The sequence below is a fragment of the Nostoc sp. DSM 114167 genome, from assembly GCF_052692655.1.
In genome coordinates this window covers 8233887-8251072 of record NZ_CP195116.1, presented here as the reverse complement: position 1 = coordinate 8251072, position 17186 = coordinate 8233887, and the positions used below count along the sequence as shown (strand labels likewise).

The 17186-nt window shown below is 40.2% G+C and carries 16 protein-coding genes; 11 read left to right on the top strand and 5 right to left on the bottom strand.

The window, feature by feature from the left end:
- Positions 1-3: 3 nt before the first annotated feature.
- Complete coding sequence (locus tag NSTC731_RS34860; protein WP_445628927.1) at positions 4-537, top strand: GAF domain-containing protein; 534 nt, start codon at positions 4-6, stop codon at positions 535-537.
- Positions 538-632: 95 nt separating this feature from the next.
- Here NSTC731_RS34860 and NSTC731_RS34855 read toward each other — a convergent pair whose 3' ends face one another.
- Positions 633-887, bottom strand: coding sequence for an ACP phosphodiesterase (locus tag NSTC731_RS34855; RefSeq protein ID WP_445632244.1), 255 nt, complete (start codon positions 885-887; stop codon positions 633-635).
- Positions 888-1066: 179 nt separating this feature from the next.
- Complete coding sequence (locus tag NSTC731_RS34850) at positions 1067-2095, bottom strand: DMT family transporter (protein WP_445628926.1); 1029 nt, start codon at positions 2093-2095, stop codon at positions 1067-1069.
- 251 nt (positions 2096-2346) lie between these two features.
- Between NSTC731_RS34850 and NSTC731_RS34845 the strand changes: the two genes are divergently transcribed.
- From NSTC731_RS34845 to NSTC731_RS34825, 5 genes are all read left to right on the top strand, one after another.
- Positions 2347-2727 carry a hypothetical protein gene (locus NSTC731_RS34845; protein WP_445628925.1) on the top strand — a complete coding sequence of 127 codons (381 nt, stop codon included), beginning with the start codon at positions 2347-2349 and terminating at the stop codon, positions 2725-2727.
- Positions 2728-3193: 466 nt separating this feature from the next.
- Positions 3194-3928, top strand: coding sequence for a DUF4079 domain-containing protein (locus tag NSTC731_RS34840; protein ID WP_445628924.1), 735 nt, complete (start codon positions 3194-3196; stop codon positions 3926-3928).
- Positions 3929-3967: 39 nt separating this feature from the next.
- Positions 3968-5386 carry a sensor histidine kinase gene (locus NSTC731_RS34835; RefSeq protein WP_445628923.1) on the top strand — a complete coding sequence of 473 codons (1419 nt, stop codon included), beginning with the start codon at positions 3968-3970 and terminating at the stop codon, positions 5384-5386.
- Positions 5387-5450: 64 nt separating this feature from the next.
- Complete coding sequence (locus NSTC731_RS34830) at positions 5451-6125, top strand: response regulator transcription factor (RefSeq protein ID WP_445628922.1); 675 nt, start codon at positions 5451-5453, stop codon at positions 6123-6125.
- A 47-nt stretch (positions 6126-6172) separates the two neighbouring features.
- Positions 6173-6466, top strand: a complete 294-nt coding sequence (locus tag NSTC731_RS34825) for an antibiotic biosynthesis monooxygenase family protein (protein ID WP_445628921.1) — start codon at positions 6173-6175, stop codon at positions 6464-6466.
- Between the two features lie 397 nt (positions 6467-6863).
- On the opposite strand, the gene pcrA is transcribed toward NSTC731_RS34825, so the two are convergent.
- Complete coding sequence (pcrA, locus tag NSTC731_RS34820) at positions 6864-9191, bottom strand: DNA helicase PcrA (protein WP_445628920.1); 2328 nt, start codon at positions 9189-9191, stop codon at positions 6864-6866.
- Between the two features lie 15 nt (positions 9192-9206).
- On the opposite strand from pcrA, the gene NSTC731_RS34815 reads away from it, so the two are divergent.
- From NSTC731_RS34815 to NSTC731_RS34800, 4 genes are all read left to right on the top strand, one after another.
- A complete protein-coding gene (locus NSTC731_RS34815) occupies positions 9207-9455 on the top strand; it encodes a hypothetical protein (RefSeq protein ID WP_445628919.1) in 249 nt (82 codons plus the stop codon).
- A gap of 348 nt (positions 9456-9803) precedes the next feature.
- Positions 9804-10772, top strand: a complete 969-nt coding sequence (locus NSTC731_RS34810) for a sodium-dependent bicarbonate transport family permease (RefSeq protein WP_445628918.1) — start codon at positions 9804-9806, stop codon at positions 10770-10772.
- A gap of 4 nt (positions 10773-10776) precedes the next feature.
- A complete protein-coding gene (locus NSTC731_RS34805) occupies positions 10777-11088 on the top strand; it encodes a P-II family nitrogen regulator (protein WP_322695628.1) in 312 nt (103 codons plus the stop codon).
- Positions 11089-11235: 147 nt separating this feature from the next.
- A complete protein-coding gene (locus NSTC731_RS34800; RefSeq protein WP_445628917.1) occupies positions 11236-11949 on the top strand; it encodes a carbonic anhydrase in 714 nt (237 codons plus the stop codon).
- Between the two features lie 190 nt (positions 11950-12139).
- On the opposite strand, the gene NSTC731_RS34795 is transcribed toward NSTC731_RS34800, so the two are convergent.
- Positions 12140-13864 (bottom strand): ATP-binding protein, encoded by a 1725-nt coding sequence (locus NSTC731_RS34795; RefSeq protein ID WP_445628916.1) that lies wholly within the window; start codon positions 13862-13864, stop codon positions 12140-12142.
- A 1151-nt stretch (positions 13865-15015) separates the two neighbouring features.
- Here NSTC731_RS34795 and NSTC731_RS34790 point away from each other — a divergent pair.
- Positions 15016-15453 (top strand): CAAD domain-containing protein, encoded by a 438-nt coding sequence (locus NSTC731_RS34790; RefSeq protein WP_445628915.1) that lies wholly within the window; start codon positions 15016-15018, stop codon positions 15451-15453.
- Between the two features lie 486 nt (positions 15454-15939).
- On the opposite strand, the gene NSTC731_RS34785 is transcribed toward NSTC731_RS34790, so the two are convergent.
- Positions 15940-17112 carry an S-layer homology domain-containing protein gene (locus NSTC731_RS34785; RefSeq protein WP_445628914.1) on the bottom strand — a complete coding sequence of 391 codons (1173 nt, stop codon included), beginning with the start codon at positions 17110-17112 and terminating at the stop codon, positions 15940-15942.
- Between the last annotated feature and the right edge of the window lie 74 nt (positions 17113-17186).

Here is a 17186-nt window from a genome sequence, read left to right as displayed (position 1 = left end):
TATATGACTCAGCCAGAACTTCCTTCTGCACTCAAAAATATTTTAGAATCGTACCAAGCACCAGATGCTTTTTTTTCTGCACTGTTGCCAGCCGTAGGCGATTTTTTACAGTCCGACAGATGTTTTCTATACCTGCACAATCCCCAAAATGACCTTGGTAGAGTTGCCTTTTGTTGGGTTCGCACTCCAGATATACCTACTGTTTATAATGAAGAATGGGCAGCACAACCCCCAACTTTAGTAGATGATGATCCGATGTTTGCTGCTGCACTACGTGCTAAACCTTCAATCTTTGTCGAAGATGTAGAAACTGCTGATTCTCAGGTTTTAAATCGGGAATTTGAACAGAAGTATTTTGGACATCGCGCCCTTATTCATGCCCATATCCGCCAGGATGGACAACTCTGGGGAATTTTACAACCATGCATTTTTGGTCATCCCAGAATTTGGACTGAATATGAACGAGGCGTGATTAATAATCTTGTGGAAAAAATTACGCCTATTGCGGTTGATTATGTCAAGTCTGCTTTTAATTAGCTGACAATACAAATTATTTGTATAGCTCATTAAATCGCAGAAAAAATCTAAAAAGTTTGATTTAATTGTTGATAATTAGATAATAAATCTTCTATTCAAGATTTTATATAATTTTCTCTTTTCACTCTAGCTGATATTCTCTTTAGAGCATTTTCAACTGCGGCAACCTCCCTATATGATGTAAGCCAGTCTTGAGAAATCATACTAAGAAGAATAAACTTTAATGATTCAGGCAATAAATCTTGATTACTTTGTAATAGTTTATAAACATGTTGCGAAAAAAGGAATAATTCAGTGTTTGAATATTCATACCAATTTTTAACTAAAAAATGGCCATAAAATAAATCAATTTATGAAGTGTATAAAGATAGAATAGAAGTAAGTGCGATCGCTACTAATAATCGCGTTTTTGATAAAGGGATTATTCAATTAAAATCAGCTTAGTTATATGACTCAGCCAGAACTTACTTGTGCGATCGCCAATATTTTAGGGGAGATGAGAGAGAAATAACTTCTGACTCAGCACTTTTCAGATTCCTTTAAATCCCATACCTTGTTCTACTTGAGTTGCAACTTTACGAGAAATCTGAAAACGAATACCAACTTGGCCCAGGAATATTCCAGCTAAAATCAAGCTACCACCGATATATTGAGCAAAGGTCGGGACTTCACCCAATACCAAATAAGCTGCGAAAATTCCCACAATTGGAGTAAAAGAGCCAGCTAAAGAAGCCGTTGACACGGTAGAAGCTCTCAAGCCTTTGAGCCAAAATGATTGACCTAAAACCACAATCACAGCAGCATAAACAAGCATCCACTGCCACAAAAAAGGTGAAAATACATCCATAAAGTGGTCGCTGCCATAGAGAATTAAAGCAGTAAAGAAAAATATTACAGTTCCTAGAGCAGTACGAAAGATACTAAAAATTCCTGCTGGGATATCGGAAAGCCATTCTTTAACAATAATTATTGAAACTACTGAAGCTACAGCTGCGATCGCCGCCAATAATTCCCCAATACCTAATTTTAAAACACCCATATCGATCGTAGTCATCTGTGAGGGTTGTAGGAAAATAGTTAGGGTAACACCGACAAATGCAGCGATCGCTCCTACAACTTCCCAACGATTTACCCGTTCCTTCAGTAACCAGACTGATAAAGCCATAGCCAGAGGTGGTTCCAAGCGTCCAATCAAAATAATATTGTTCACCGCTGTTAATGCTAATGCCTGAAAAATTAAGCCAGGGACAAGCGCTCCTGATAAAATAGCTACTGCTATCAGCGCCAACCAATCTTTCTTTGACAGTTGTTGCAAAGCTTTTTTGTTCCACTGTCGCCGATAAATAGGTAACATAACTATCAAGGCACATAAATTCCCTACGAATAAAACATTACATAAAGAAATCGGATTTCGACCATCCATGAAATGTTGAGCGCCAATTTGTGTCAACTTGCGGGTAACTGCACTCGAAGCTCCAAAAATCAAAATTGCTAGCCAGAGATAGGTTTGACCGGGAATTTTATAAATAAAAGAATGCCATCTTTTCGGTCTACTCATAATAATACTGCTGCAAAAAATACTCTTTACTATACTCTGCTAACTTGGGTAATTTAAGGTGAGATGAATCTGAGAAAACACTTAAAGCAGGCTGAGATTGAAAACATCACGCTTTCCTGAGAATCTGCTGAGTCTAAACTAAGTTTTTCTAAGAGATAAATTCAGACAATTACTAGATTGGTTTCACTTGAACTTCAGTAGCAGATGAGATGCTTTAGTTCATCAGGAAACTTCAACATAAGGAAAAACAAATGAAAATTGCTTCTTCTCTGCTCACAGGTGTTGCTCTTGTTGGTATGCTAACAGTTTGGGATGTTCCACTTAAAATTGTGAGTCCTTCACTGATGCAAGCATCAGCCGCAGAAAAGAAAGATGTTACAGGTTTGACTACTCAACAAAAGATTGATTTGGTCATCAAGCATAAAGGTCAGTTTGGTGGTGGTGATGAACTACGTCGTTTCTTTTTTGGCGATCTTGAACCGCTAGGTATTCAACCCGGTGGTGCAGGTATGGTGGTTAATCTTTACAATAAAGCCAATAATGTCACCTTTTCATACTGTTCTACCTTTGATGTAATAGTTGCGGTTAAAAAAGGTAAAGTAACAAAGTTTGAGGCTGATGAGGTCAAGTAATCCTTAGTTACAAGTAGGTAGGGCTATTTCCTTCTCATCTAGCCCGCCTTAGAATTTATTCTGAGGCTAATAGCACTCATTCGTCTAAAGACGACTAATAAAGGCTTTTAATCCACCAAGCGTGGACTTGGGCTATGAGCCGCAAAACTTTAGTTCTGGGCGGTTTGTGTTTAGAACGAAATAGTCCTGATAAATAGGTAGACAAAAATAATTTAAACCTCGTCTACCTTGAAAACCGTAGTTTTGTAGGTTGGGTGCAGCGATAGCGTAACCCAACATAAAATTTGGTGGTAATGTTGGGTTGCGTTTCACTCCACCCAACCTACAAAAATATATTTTTTAAAAAACTCTAGGTTTCAACATAGATGAGGTTTAAGAGGAATTCAGGGGCGTCTTTGGCTTTGCTCCTGAATCCTGAATTCTGTTCGATAAAAACTAATTTGTAACTTTTGATGAGAGGTCAGATATGGAATTTAGAGATGCTATCTTGTTGTTACATCCAGCGATCGCTGTACTAGTAGTATTTCCCTTAATTGGCGTCATTGTCAACCGCGCTTTACAAGTCCGTCAACGCCGATTGCAAACTTTAGCCATAGGTAAGAGTAAAATTCCCGCCACTGTAGGACAAGAGCATACCCAGTTGGGTCGCTGGCTAACGGGAGCAGTTGTAGGTATTGTTTTAATAGCGTTTGCCAACGATATTTTTGGTAATATTTTAGAAAATCAACTTTGGATTAAAGCACCATTTCAGGTAGTATTTATCGCATTATTGTTTGTGGCTGCGATCGCTTCTCTGTATTTCCTCTATCAGGCAAAACAGAAAAACTGGCGTGCCATATTTGCAACCCTCACAGGAATAGGATTAGTGGTGCTTGGATGTCAAGATGGTATCTACCGTAAAACTGACCAATGGTATACCTCTCACTATTATTATGGGATAACCTCTGCTCTACTGATGATTATTTCACTCTCTATTTTGCCAGAAATTTATAAAGATAAGACCAATCGCTGGCGCAAGGTTCACATTACTATTAGTTCCCTTGCTCTATTACTATTTATCGGGCAGGGGATAACAGGAACACGAGCATTGTTAGAAGTTCCCCTCACTTGGCAAGAACGCTATATCAATATGCTTTATGAGCAAAAATGTGATGTTAAACCTTGTATAGTTCAGCCACAATCTCTACCTAAAAATCAATAATGAATAACAATATTATCAATACTCTAGACAAAACTAAAAGTGAAGCACCCCACAAAGGTTTGGATAAATCTTGATCCTTTTTCATTACAATTACGGCTAACTATTGGTCTTGCTACATTTTCAACTTTAATATTAGGTAGTTTTGCTGCATGGACTAGTTGGAAAATGCAGCAAATTTTGATTGATAGTCGTAAACATAATATAGAAGAAATCACTGAGCGGTTGCCGCGTGATGTGCAACTTTACAGTGAAATGATGCAACCAGAAACTGGATTGCAAAAAGCTATTAATAACTTAGCAAGTACTAACCTATTTTTATGGGTAAAAAGTCCTGATAATAAAATTTTGATAAAATCTGCTAATTTTGATTTGTTATCTGACTCTACTGTGAGTGAGTTAATGTCTCTTAGTAATATGCAGATTAAAGCACAAATTTATAAAGTTAATCAAAGCTACTTTGTTATGAGTAGTAGTTCTTTGCAAGTGCAGGGTCAGTCTCTGGGTAAGCTATTCGTAGTACATAATATTACTCGCGAACAGACAATGTTTATGGCAATGCTGCGGAATTTGAATATTAGCAGTATTTTGGCAATTATTGTAATAATAACGATAAGTGCATTTTATATTAGGCATTCTCTGCAACCACTGCGCCAGCTAAGTCAGATGACTTCTGTCATTTCTATAGAAGATTTAGGACAAGCACAACTATATGTTGATAATGCACCCAGCGAAGTCAAAGAATTAGCTCAAACTTTAACCATGTTGTTATCGCGGCTCTCGCAATCTTGGCAGCAAGAACGAGAATTTGTGAGTAATGTTTCTCATGAGTTACGCACACCATTGACGATTGTACATGGTTACTTACAAAGCGTCTTGCGACGGCAGAATAACTTAACCGAAATTCAACAAGAAGCTTTAGAAACTGCTGCCTCAGAAGCCGAGCGTACCATTCGCTTGCTCCAAGATTTACTTGATTTAGCACGAGCAGATAGTGGTTATTTGAATTTTCAAATGAAATCTTATGTGTTGAATGACTTAGTTGAAGAAGTCGTGGTGATGGCGCAAAAATATAGCGATCGCTTAATTACAATCGAGTCAACAACTTATCCCATCGAAGTTAAAATAGACTACAGCCGTTTTAAACAAATATTGCTCAATTTGATTGATAACGCTATTAAGTATTCTGAAGCTAGCACGCCGATAATTTTAAAGTTAAATCAGTTTCATGACAAAGCAATTATTCAAGTTTGTGACAAAGGTTATGGTATTCCTTTACAACACCAAACACGGATTTTCGAGCGATTTTACCGTGTAGGTGAATCCCGTTCTCATGCGACTGGCGGTTGTGGTTTGGGTTTATCCATTGTTAAAACACTTGTAGAGGGTATGGGGGGTAGTGTATCTGTGCAATCAAAATTAGGAGAAGGGAGTGTGTTTACCATCACTCTACTTACATAGCTAGTCAAAGTCAGGTTAAAGTAAACACTTTGATTGTCACTCTGTACACTTTAAAATCACAAATATGACAGCAAATATCCTCTTGGTTGAAGATGAAGTTAAACTAGCGCGATTTGTCGAACTAGAACTAAGTAGCGAAGGTTACAATATAAGCGTGGCACATGATGGCATCGCTGGTTTAACGTTAGCACGGGAGTTATCGCCAGATTTAGTCATTCTTGATTGGATGCTTCCAGAGCTGTCAGGCTTGGAAATCTGTCGTAGGTTGAGGGCAACTGGTATCTCAATACCAGTAATTTTACTGACAGCAAAAGATGAAGTTAACGATCGCGTGGCAGGTTTGGATGCAGGAGCTGATGATTATGTAGTCAAACCATTTAGTATAGAGGAACTGCTAGCTAGAATCCGCGCTCATCTACGCCGCACTCAAGAAACAGATCAAGATATTTTTCAGTTTGAAGACTTGAGTTTAAATCACCGGACTCGCCAAGTTTACCGGGGTAAGCGGGCAATTGAGTTAACCGCTAAAGAGTTCGACTTATTGGAATATATACTCTCACATCCCCGTCAGGTATTTACTAAAGACCAAATTCTACAAAAAGTTTGGGGTTACGACTTTATGGGTAATTCCAATATCATCGAAGTATACATCCGCTACTTGCGTCTAAAACTAGAGGAAAATAATGAAAAACGCTTGATTCATACGGTGCGTGGTGTGGGCTATGTACTTCGGGAATAGTAAATTGATATTATATAACATTATTTTAATTATCACCGAAAAACTTTATGATTCTTGAGGCAGTTATGCTTCATGTTAAACCTGGTTTGGAATCAGATTTTGAAGCTGCTTTCAAAAAAGCTTCTAAAGTTATTTCCTTAATGGACGGATATTTATCTCATGAATTGCATAAATGTATAGAAGTTCAAGGTAAATACTTATTATTTGTCAGGTGGGAAACTTTAGAATCTCATACTGTAGGATTTAGAAGTTCTGCTGAGTATCAAGAGTGGAAAAAACTTCTGCATCATTTTTATGAGCCATTTCCCACTGTTGAACACTTTGAAGAAATTGAAATATGAAAAACAATTAAGCTACAAAAACTCATCCTTTGATAAGTTCAAAAGAAGCTAGAGTTAATACAACCTAAGCTCAATTTATAAATGTTGGTGTTTTAGTTACAAATAACTCGTTATTAGATAAGTAAAACTAAAGTTGGGTTGAAGAAAATTAATGATTAATTATCAAAAGTCCAAAAATGATAAGTAAAATAGGAGCTTTAGTTAATAAAACTTCTTCCTAACTTATTAATGAACAAGTTTTAGTTAGTCCGGCACGTTCTGGAGCTACAAATGAACAAGTTTTAGTTAGTACAGTATGTTCTGGAGCTATAAATGCTTCTTCTGTAGTTGACACAGCTTGTTCTGTAGCAACACACCATCAAAGTATAGTCAGTCTATTTGGTCGTTTAGAAACCTCTTACTCTACTCGTTGCAACTGCGCTACTCTGGGATCAATAATTTTTGGTGAAACAATACTAGCAAACTTAATCGCTACAGAAAGATTATTACCCCTTGGAAAAACATGAGTGATTTCACCAAGACCAAAGATTTTATGTAATACCCGATCGCCTACTTGCCAATTCTGCTTCGTGTCTTGCTTTCCATTAGAAATAGAGGCACTTTTGGTATAACTTTGACGACTCAGGCGTTGAGTAGTTAATAATTCTTCTGGCAATTCGTCGAGAAATTGCGATCGCACCGCAGGTTCGCGCGAACCATACAAACGCCGTTCCCGCGCGTGTGACAAATATAACCTTTCTTGGGCGCGAGTAATCCCCACATAACACAGGCGGCGTTCTTCTTCCAAAGATGCCGGATCGGACAGCGAACGGTAGCCGGGAAATAGCCCTTGTTCTAATCCTACTAAAAACACTACGGGAAACTCCAAACCTTTGGAAGCGTGCAAAGTCATCAAAGAAACGGCTGTCTGCCCTTCTTTTAAGTTATCCAAATCCGAACTGAGGGCAGCACTACTTAAAAAATCTCGCAGGGAAATTTCTTCGTTTTCTTCTTGAAATTGCAGTGCGGCGTTGTAAAGTTCCTGAACGTTTTGTACCCGATCTGTGGCTTCATCTGTGCCTTGATTCATCAAGTCTTGAACATAACCAGAGTCTTCTAATATTCCTTGCAAAACCTCTGTCACCGGAAGCGTAGCGACTTGTCCTTGCCAACGGCTAATCATTGCGGCAAAGTTATTTACAGCTTTTGTTGCCCGTCCAGCTAGTGTATTAACTGATGTTTCATCGCTAAGTATTTCCCACAAAGTTGTCCCTAGTTGTTGAGAGGCGTTTACCAAAGCGTCAATAGTGGTTTTGCCAATTCCCCGCCGGGGAGTATTGATGACTCGTAATAAACTGACTGTATCAGCTGGGTTAGCGATCGCTCTTAAATAAGCAACTACATCTTTAATTTCTTTGCGATCGTAAAATCTCATTCCCCCTACAACTGTGTAAGGAATTTGAAATTTAACTAGCAATTCTTCAAAAGGACGAGATTGGGCATTTGTCCGATAAAGTATGGCAAAACTACCCCAATTTAATTCAGGATTTTTCTGTTCTAAAGTGCGAATTTGATGAATTACAAAGTCAGCTTCTTCTAGTTCATTATCCGCTTTATGAGAATAAATTTGCTCGCCCGGCCCCCGCGTCGGTTTGAGAATTTTATCAATTCGTTGGGTGTTATTTTCAATCAGTTCGTTAGCTGCTTGCAGAATATTTTCACAAGAACGATAATTTTCCTCAAGTTTTACCATTGTGCGGGTATCATCATCTGCTAAACCATCACCAAAGTTATTTTGGAATTCCAGCAAAATGGTGAAATCTGCCATGCGAAAACTGTAAATAGATTGGTCTGCATCACCAACTACAAAAACTGAGCGATTTTCCCATTCCCATTCACTCTTTTTGGTTTCACCATTAGTTACCAATAAATGAATAAGTTGATATTGAGTTCGGTTAGTATCTTGATATTCATCTACGAGAATATGGCGAAACTTACGATGCCAATAACCTAATACTTGTTCATTTTGTTGAAATAATCTAGTAGGTACGAGAATTAGATCGTCAAAATCCAAAGCGTTATTTTCTACTAATTTATTTTGATAGCGATTATAAACATCGGCAATTACCCGGCCGCGATAATTGGGTTGCTCGTTTTCAAATTCTTGGGGTGAAAAGCCTTGGTTTTTGGCGTTACTAATAGCGTAGCGGACAGAGCGAGCATCAAACTTCTTATCGTCTAAATTTAGTTCTTTGTTAACGATTTCTTTTATTAAACTTATTACATCTGATTCATCAAAGATAGAAAAATTGCGATTCCACTTGCGTCCTTTTTCGTCTACGTATTTTTCAATATCAAAGCGGAGAATGCGAGAAAAGAGACTGTGGAAAGTGCCACACCATAAGTCTTTAATCGTATCTTTGTAAACTTGCGATCGCAGTAGCGTTTGTTGGTATTCTGTCAACAAATCCAATCGCTGACCGTGTTGTTTCATCGCCAGTTGTTCGGCAAACAAGCGTTGAATCCGTTCTTTCATTTCCCGCGCGGCTTTATTGGTAAAAGTAACCGCCAGGATATTTTCTGGATCGACACGGTGTTTCAAAATTAGATTTGCAATGCGATAAGTCAGCGCTCGTGTTTTACCGGAACCTGCGCCAGCAACAACTAGCAACGGGCCGCAGTAGTGTTCGACAGCTTGACGTTGGCTGGGGTTAAGGTGACTGAGAAAGTCGATGGTTGTTGTCATAGATGTGAAAAAGCGATGTCTCCGACGGTCACTGAGCGCAGCCGAAGTGCGGGCTACGCCTACGCCTGGGGTCACATCAATAGAAAGTCGCTATTGCCCAGATTACAACATCCTAACGAAACTTGGTCAACAAAGATTGTCAGGTATCATCTTTATCGGATTTATGCCAAAAATCCGCGAAACATCGACCACAACATTGTCGGGGCAATTCATAATTGCCATAACAATACGTTAATTTTTCTACGTAGAAAACTTAGCCACTAGTTATTCCGGTGCGTTGTGTCGTAAAATCAGCCACGGGGAATCAAACATCAAAACATCGTGAGCAAGCTCTAACTTGTTCTGTTGTCAACAGTAGGGGCAATTAAATTAATAAATTGCCCCAATACGTTTTTGTGGGGACATGACAATGTTTCCTAGACCGTGGTTTATTTGCTTGAAAAACACTGTAATACCTAACTGAAAGTATAGTCACCAATAAGACTATTCACTCTTTGAGTACCCAATTTACATTAGGTAACAATACCAGATACATCATCATTGAACCGTTAAATTTTTAAAGATGAAAAATTTCTTGAATTGTAGGTTTCACAAGTATAAAGAGGGGTGGATATGGATTTTAGCTTAGTTGTATCCAACATTTTGAATCCGCCAATTCTGTTTTTCTTTTTAGGCATGACTGCTATTTTTGTCAAGTCTGATTTGGAAATTCCCCCACCAGTACCCAAACTGCTTTCGTTGTATTTGCTGTTTGCTATTGGTTTTAAAGGAGGAGTAGAACTAATCAAAAGCGGACTGAATCAGGAAGTAATTTTAACACTCCTGGCAGCAATGTTGATGGCTTGTGTTGTTCCAATTTACACCTTTTTTATCCTGAAGTGGAAACTGGATACTTACGATGCTGCGGCGATCGCAGCAACCTATGGTTCTATCAGTGCCGTCACTTTCATCACTGCTGGCGCTTTTCTCACTGAGCTTGGTATTCAGTATGATGGTTATATGGTAGCAGCTCTGGCCCTGATGGAATCTCCGGCGATCATTGTAGGTCTGATCTTGGTAAGTATATTCACCGCCGATGAAAAGCGAGAATTTGCTTGGTCGGAAGTTTTGCAAGAAGCATTTCTTAATAGTTCAGTTTTTCTACTAGTCGGTAGCCTCTTAATCGGCGTCTTGACAGGAGAACGTGGTTGGCACGTATTAGAACCCTTTACTCAAGGATTGTTTTATGGCATTCTTACCTTCTTTTTACTAGATATGGGACTAGTAGCTGCCAGAAGAATTAAAGACTTGCAAAAAACCGGAGTTTTCCTGATTTTATTTGCCATACTAATTCCAATACTCAATGCAGGAATTGGATTAGCGATCGCCAAATTCATCGGTATGCCTCGCGGAGATTCGCTGTTGTTCGCTGTATTGTGTGCCAGTGCTTCTTACATCGCTGTCCCTGCGGCTATGCGGATGACTGTTCCCGAAGCAAATCCCAGCCTGTATGTTTCAACCGCTTTAGCAGTAACATTCCCGTTCAATATTATTGTGGGAATTCCGTTATATCTCTACGGAATTAACCTATTTTGGAGGTAATAATATGCACGTAGTTAAAAAGATAGAAATTATCGCTAATTCCTTTGAGCTTGCCAAAATTTTAGATAATTTAGACAAGTCGGGTGTACATAACCATGCCGTAATCCGAAATGTTGTTGGTAAAGGATTACGAGGAACGACAGAAGATTTAGACATGACCATGCTTGATAATGTTTACATCCTCGCGTTTTGTATGCCAGAACAACTCAAGCGTGTTGTCGAAAATATCAAACCAGTCCTTAATAAGTTCGGAGGTACTTGTTACGTTTCCGATGTCATGGAGATTCGCTCTGTCAGATGTGTTGCGTCGATGTAAGTAGGTTGGCGTAAATATTTGTAGTTGGGATAAAGCAGAAGGCAGTTCTTGCTGGAGGCAGGAGGAAAGAGGGTTGTAGGCTAGTTAATTTTTCTTCATATAATTTGATTTTTTCCCGCCGACTTACTTAAGAGAGTGATAAATTCAATGAAGCATTTCATAGAACGTCGTGACTTTTTGAAGTTAGGAATGACCGGGGCGTGTGGGATGATGCTATCTGCCAGCGATTTACTTTGGCGGGTAGAACAGGCTAAAGCTGCCGAAATTCCCTCAACTTCCCCTGAATCTCTCAGTCCCGATGCAGCATTGCAAAAGCTGATTGACGGAAATCAGCGCTTTGTCGCTCATCATCCCCAATACCCCGATCAATCTGAACTGCGGCTGCACGAAGTTGCTCAAGCTCAACATCCATTTGCAACTATTCTTAGTTGTGCGGATTCACGAGTACCCGCAGAAATTGTTTTCGATCAAGGCATTGGAGACATTTTTGATGTTCGGATTGCCGGAAATATTGCCACACATGAAGCGATCGGCAGTATTGAATATGCAGTTGTCTTATTAGGTTCTCCACTGCTGATGGTGATGGGTCATGAGCGTTGTGGCGCAGTAACCGCAGCTGTCCAAAACGAATCGTTACTCGGTGATATTAGTACTTTTGTGAAGGCAATTAAGCCAGCAGTGGAAAAGGTCAAAGATCAGTCGGGCGATGCAGTTGAAAATGCTGTGGTGGCAAACGTGCAATATCAAATTGAACGATTGAAGCGCTCAAAGCTTTTAACTGAGCAGGTGGAGTCAGGCAAATTGAAAATTGTCGGAGGACGTTACGACTTGGATACAGGGAGGGTGAGTATCATTACTTAATTCAGGGGAAACGGGAGCAGGGAGCAGGGGAGCAGGGAGCAGGGAGCAAGGGAGCAGGGAGCAGGGAGCAGGGGGACAAGGGGGAATTATTGAACAAATCTCTCCCAAGTCTTCCCCCTCTTCCTTGTCTACCTTGTCTCTTTTCCATGCCCAATCCCCAATGTCCAATGCCCAATCCCCAATGCCCCATTCAATCCTGCACAGTCATTGGCAGACGAATAGTGAAAGTAGAACCAATTCCTGGCTGACTTTTGACAATAATTTCACCACCCATCATCTGACAAAAGTGGCGGCTAATTGCCAAACCCAGTCCTGTACCTCCATACTTTTTCGTCGTTGAAGTATCACCTTGGGTAAAAGGTTGAAATAACTGCTGCTGTTGACGGTTAGACATACCGATACCTGTGTCGGTAACGGTGAAAATAATGCTGCCCAAAGGAGCTTCCGGTCGAAATTCATCCTTTTCTATGTTGACTGTCAGCGTTACCTTGCCGTTTGTAGTAAATTTACTGGCGTTGCTGAGTAAGTTTAACAATACCTGCCGCATCCTAGTTTGATCGGCGTACATTGTGCCAAGTTGCTCATCAAAATTTACTTCTAAAACATTGGCATTTTTTTCTATAGCTGGTTTGACTGTGAGAACAACGTTATGAATTAGCGTTGCAATCTCGAATGTCTCAGGATACAAGGTCATTTTCCCCGCTTCAATTTTTGACAAGTCGAGGATTTCGTTAATCAAGTGCAGTAGATGCTTACCAGCAGCGTTAATTGTTTCTAAGTCGGTGATAAAGTCTGGCGATAAACCAAGATCCGTAGCGTCGTCTTCTAGTAGTTGGCTTAAGCCAATAACAGCATTTAATGGTGTGCGTAATTCGTGGCTGACATTGGCCAAAAATATGCTTTTTGCTTTGCTAGCAGCTTCGGCTAATTCTTTAGCTTGTTGTAGTTCTTTTGTTCGCTCAGATACGCGCTCAATCAGACGATTTAGAGATTTGGCAAGTAGCCCAATTTCATCTTCAGTGGTAACAGGCGCTCGCAAATCAAAATTATGTTTCCTTGCAACTTGTTCAGCTACTTGGGTTACAGTGATAACTGGTTCAGCGATCGCTCGACTAGTACGCCAAGCTACAATAGCTGCGATCGCTACCGAAACCAGCATACTCACGATCACGATCAACCGTTCAACTATTCTCGCCTGCTCAACGGCATTTTGCCTTTCTTGCTCTTGATCTTGGGCAGTTTGCAGGATGTTAGTCAAGCTTTGAGAAAGCTGGTCTAGGCGCATGGCTGTTTCACCACGCATTATTGTTAATAACTGCGATCGGGCCGAAGAAATTTTCTGAGGCTGCACTTTTGGGGAGTCAATTTTCTGTAAGACGACCTCGATTTGGTCAACGTAGGCTTTTAAATTAGTTTTATAATCCAGCAATAATGTCTGTAAAGTCGAACTTGTTGCTGCTAGTCTTTTAGGTTTACTATCGAGAAATCCGCCAATTTTTGACTCTAGTTGCTTGGCTTTTTCAACATTCTCCAGAAAATCAGCTTTTTTGCTTTGCAGTTGTTGTGAATTTTCTAATACGGCAACTAGGTTATAACTATGTAATTGCGCCCCTACTACTGCATCTTTATAATTACTCAGTAATTGTCCTTGTTCATAAGCTTGATTGAATTGTCTAACTTCCCTTCCTCGGTAGTAATTAGCAATCACTAACCCAGTCAGTGAGCCAAAAAAGCCAATTCCAATAGCTACAAAGTACCCATAACCAATTTTTTGATGGATACGCCAAGAACTAGCTTTGAGTTTCCCTCGTGAAGGAAATTCTATAGTTGGGAGTTCGTCTGTCGATGGCTCTTCGGCTGACACTTTTTTGCTTTCTGAACTGCTGTAGATAGGGGTTGGCTTTTGAGTCGGCATTTCTCAAACCTCCTTGCCTTCCCGCAAAAATAATCAAATTAGTTTAGATTGTCAAAATACCTTAATTAGTCATTAACATCTACATTATCTTCTTTTATCGCAAGAGCAAATCATTGCTTGCTAGATAATTAGTACCACCTTAAATTATATAAGTAAATTTTCCAACTATTTATCTAAGTATGATTACTAGTTTTAGATAACTTACTTTTTTAGGATCGACGATATAATTTCCTCCACCAAAGACCCACCTGAGAGCGTCTTCTCCTTACTACTACACTACTTTCCACAATATGCAGTTGATAGCAAGCAATGAGTTCTTGCGATCGCTTAAGCCACTACTCTACCTTACTGCTTCCTTATAAAATTAATACAATCAGGAAAAAAACAAAAGGTTTTATACTTGTTGGGGATGGGACATTGGGGATTGGGCATTGGGCATTGGGGATTGGGCATTGGGGATTGGGCATGGAAAAGAGACAAGGTAGACAAGGTAGACAAGGAAGAGGGGGAAGACTTGGGAGAGATTTGTTCAATAATTCCCCCTTGTCCCCCTTGTCTCCCTTGTCCCCCTTGTCTCCCTGCTCCCTGCTCCTGCTCCCTGCTCCCTGCTCCCTGCTCCTCTGCTCCCCTGCTCCCACACTCCAGGCACATATATCATAAAACAGGTTAAAAGTCTAGTCTATATGAACGCACAAAAAAATTTATTACGTATTAATATCAATACGAATGCGTGAATTGACGAACGCGGCTTAAGATAGCTTTAATATCGGATAAAATCGGCTTCTAGGCTTATATAAATGAGAAGTGGAGTGATTTTTGCATAATTTGTACTTAGATTTAGTACGATTATGAGCAAATGACACAGAATGGGATAATCACAACCTGAGGATTCCAGTTGATTCCAAAAATAGAACTCAGGAAGTTGATTATAATACATCCTGCTGCCTTCTGAGTTCTATCCTCCTACTGACTGTCTATCTTGTAGTTGATGCAGTAGATAGTATGGGGCAACTATGGTTATAGGACACTAAAATCTTTTTGTGCCTTTCACCAAATTGTACTGATTCACAAGTACATTACCTAATCAACAATCTTTTGGTTGTAATTATCCAGATTAGAAAAACTCAACTGTCAAATTAATAGGAGTGAAAATGCCAGAACAAGAATTTACCGAAACCCCATCTAAAGAAACTACAGTGGCAGAGATCAACAGCCAAACGGGAACCATCACCAAACTCCAGCCTCCGGCACAGTCTCAAGATGAATGGCTAAAATACGGGGAGCAAATTTCTACCTTTTTAGCAACATTACCAGATTATCTGGGAAGCTTCTTTAATCAATATAAGCAACCCCTGGTAACAGTTGGTTTGATTGTAGGATCAATTGTTGCCGTTAAAGTACTCTTGGCAATATTAGATGCTTTGAATGATATCCCTTTGGTAGCACCTACTTTTGAGCTGATCGGTATTGGTTACTCTGCCTGGTTTGTTTACCGTTATTTACTCAAAGCCTCAACCAGGAAAGAGTTAACGAGTGAAATCACCACTCTTAAATCACAAGTTGTCGGCAAACAAATTCCAGAAGCTTAATATCTAATCATCAAGGAAGGCAGTTCTTGCTGGAGGAAAACTGCCCGATTGTTGAGCGACTTGCCCTCTTGGTAGTCATAAAGCCTGCGGCATAGCTACGCTTCGGGCGCAGCCTCTCCAAGAGTTGGGAGTCGAAACACTGTTTCCTGCCGTGACCAAATGGGTCTTGGGTTTAAGAACCCTCACAAAACAAGAAAATTTGGGGTTGCTTATTAAGGAAGGTTTGAATCCCCTTCTTAATAAAACCTCCAGCATAGCTGCCTACTTCAACGCTTCTCTATGAGACGCTACGCCCAGCCTTGCTCTTTGTAGAAGTACACTCTAATTCCAAATCCCCAAAGACTGGACGCCGGAAGTCGGTGTCCAGTCTTTTCTCAAAGTTCCTGACGAAATCTTTAACAATTTGTAATATTAAGACTACACCCATAATGCTAGTACCCGTAGAAGTCGCTTCCTGCGATCCTTGGTTTAATTACGAATTAGTAATTATTGTTGAGGCGAACCTCCGCTGGGTAATTTAACTTTTGGGTTTGGTTTTGGAGTCTGTGGAAGTTCTGGAGATATATTGGGCGATGCCTGCGGTGGGCTAGCCCTATGCACTATATTCGGAGATGTAATTGCCGCCAGTTTGCCCCGTTTGACTAAAGCTTGATGAATCATCGCCGCCACTTCCGCCCGACTAGCTACTTTGTTGGGATCGAGGACTTGGGGATTTGGGTAGTTAACTACCAGACCATTAGTTGTAGCGGCAGCAATTTTGCCGATAGCATAAGGTGGAATATCTTTAGCATCTTTATAGAAACTGATAATCTGGTTTGGGGAAGTGGGTGCTTTCAAATTCAACCCACTAACAAGGGCAACTAAAACTTGCACTCGTGAAATATTTTGTTGTGGTTTGAAGGTTTTTTTCGGGTAGCCCTTGAGAAATCCCGCACTGATGGCTTGGTCAATTGCTGAAGTTGCCCAGAATTTTGTTGGTACATCTTGAAATGCGATCGCAGTCTTAGATGGTTCTTGGTCAAAAGCTTTTTCTAGTATGGCAGCAAATTCAGCGCGGTTTACAGGCTGATTTGGTCTAAAAGAATAATCAGGAAACCCTTTGAGAATCCCACGGGCAGAAAGAACGTCTATAAAACGCCTACCCCAAAAGTCATTAGGCACATCGTTAAATGCAATTGGCGGCGGAATGATTGATTTTGGTTTTGCCGGAGTTACTAAAGGCAACGCTGATGATTTGAGTGATGACTCAAGTTCTGTTGCAGGAGATATAGGTCTTTGTGGTTGTGGGGATTGAGTTGGGATTACCAGAATAGATGGTAACGTTGCGCGGTAAGGAGTTGCGCTGTTAGTTGGGAATGAAGGTGTCTTGGGTTCAACAACAGCTTCAGGTGAAGAATAGGGCAAAACGTTGTTGGGGACTGTATAAGGTTCTACCTTGCCAGTAGGAGAGGGCAATACTTGATTTGGTTGAACGCTAGGAGATGGAGTGGAGGAAGGCAACAGCAGTCCGTTTAAGTTCCAGCTAGAATCTCTGCGGGACAATGACCAAAAAAGAATCGCTCCGATAGTGGTGAAGGCAACCAAAATGGCTATAAATTCATCAAAGCCAAGGGCCGTTTTTGGGGATGACTCCGGTTCGGAAGGAGGTCTATTTGTCATCGTGATTACCCTGCTAGCAGTAAAATTTGTGTCTAAACAAATTAAGCCACAGATGACTCTTTTACACCAGCCCT

Coding starts and splice junctions, on each gene's coding strand:
- NSTC731_RS34845 (WP_445628925.1), top strand. CDS start 2,347: ATGAAAATTGCTTCTTCTCTGCTCACAGGTGTTGCTCTTGTTGGTATG.
- NSTC731_RS34830 (WP_445628922.1), top strand. CDS start 5,451: ATGACAGCAAATATCCTCTTGGTTGAAGATGAAGTTAAACTAGCGCGA.
- NSTC731_RS34790 (WP_445628915.1), top strand. CDS start 15,016: ATGCCAGAACAAGAATTTACCGAAACCCCATCTAAAGAAACTACAGTG.
- NSTC731_RS34860 (WP_445628927.1), top strand. CDS start 4: ATGACTCAGCCAGAACTTCCTTCTGCACTCAAAAATATTTTAGAATCG.
- NSTC731_RS34795 (WP_445628916.1), bottom strand. CDS start 13,864: ATGCCGACTCAAAAGCCAACCCCTATCTACAGCAGTTCAGAAAGCAAA.
- NSTC731_RS34815 (WP_445628919.1), top strand. CDS start 9,207: ATGTCTCCGACGGTCACTGAGCGCAGCCGAAGTGCGGGCTACGCCTAC.
- pcrA (WP_445628920.1), bottom strand. CDS start 9,191: ATGACAACAACCATCGACTTTCTCAGTCACCTTAACCCCAGCCAACGT.
- NSTC731_RS34800 (WP_445628917.1), top strand. CDS start 11,236: ATGAAGCATTTCATAGAACGTCGTGACTTTTTGAAGTTAGGAATGACC.
- NSTC731_RS34850 (WP_445628926.1), bottom strand. CDS start 2,095: ATGAGTAGACCGAAAAGATGGCATTCTTTTATTTATAAAATTCCCGGT.
- NSTC731_RS34825 (WP_445628921.1), top strand. CDS start 6,173: ATGATTCTTGAGGCAGTTATGCTTCATGTTAAACCTGGTTTGGAATCA.
- NSTC731_RS34810 (WP_445628918.1), top strand. CDS start 9,804: ATGGATTTTAGCTTAGTTGTATCCAACATTTTGAATCCGCCAATTCTG.
- NSTC731_RS34785 (WP_445628914.1), bottom strand. CDS start 17,112: ATGACAAATAGACCTCCTTCCGAACCGGAGTCATCCCCAAAAACGGCC.
- NSTC731_RS34805 (WP_322695628.1), top strand. CDS start 10,777: ATGCACGTAGTTAAAAAGATAGAAATTATCGCTAATTCCTTTGAGCTT.
- NSTC731_RS34840 (WP_445628924.1), top strand. CDS start 3,194: ATGGAATTTAGAGATGCTATCTTGTTGTTACATCCAGCGATCGCTGTA.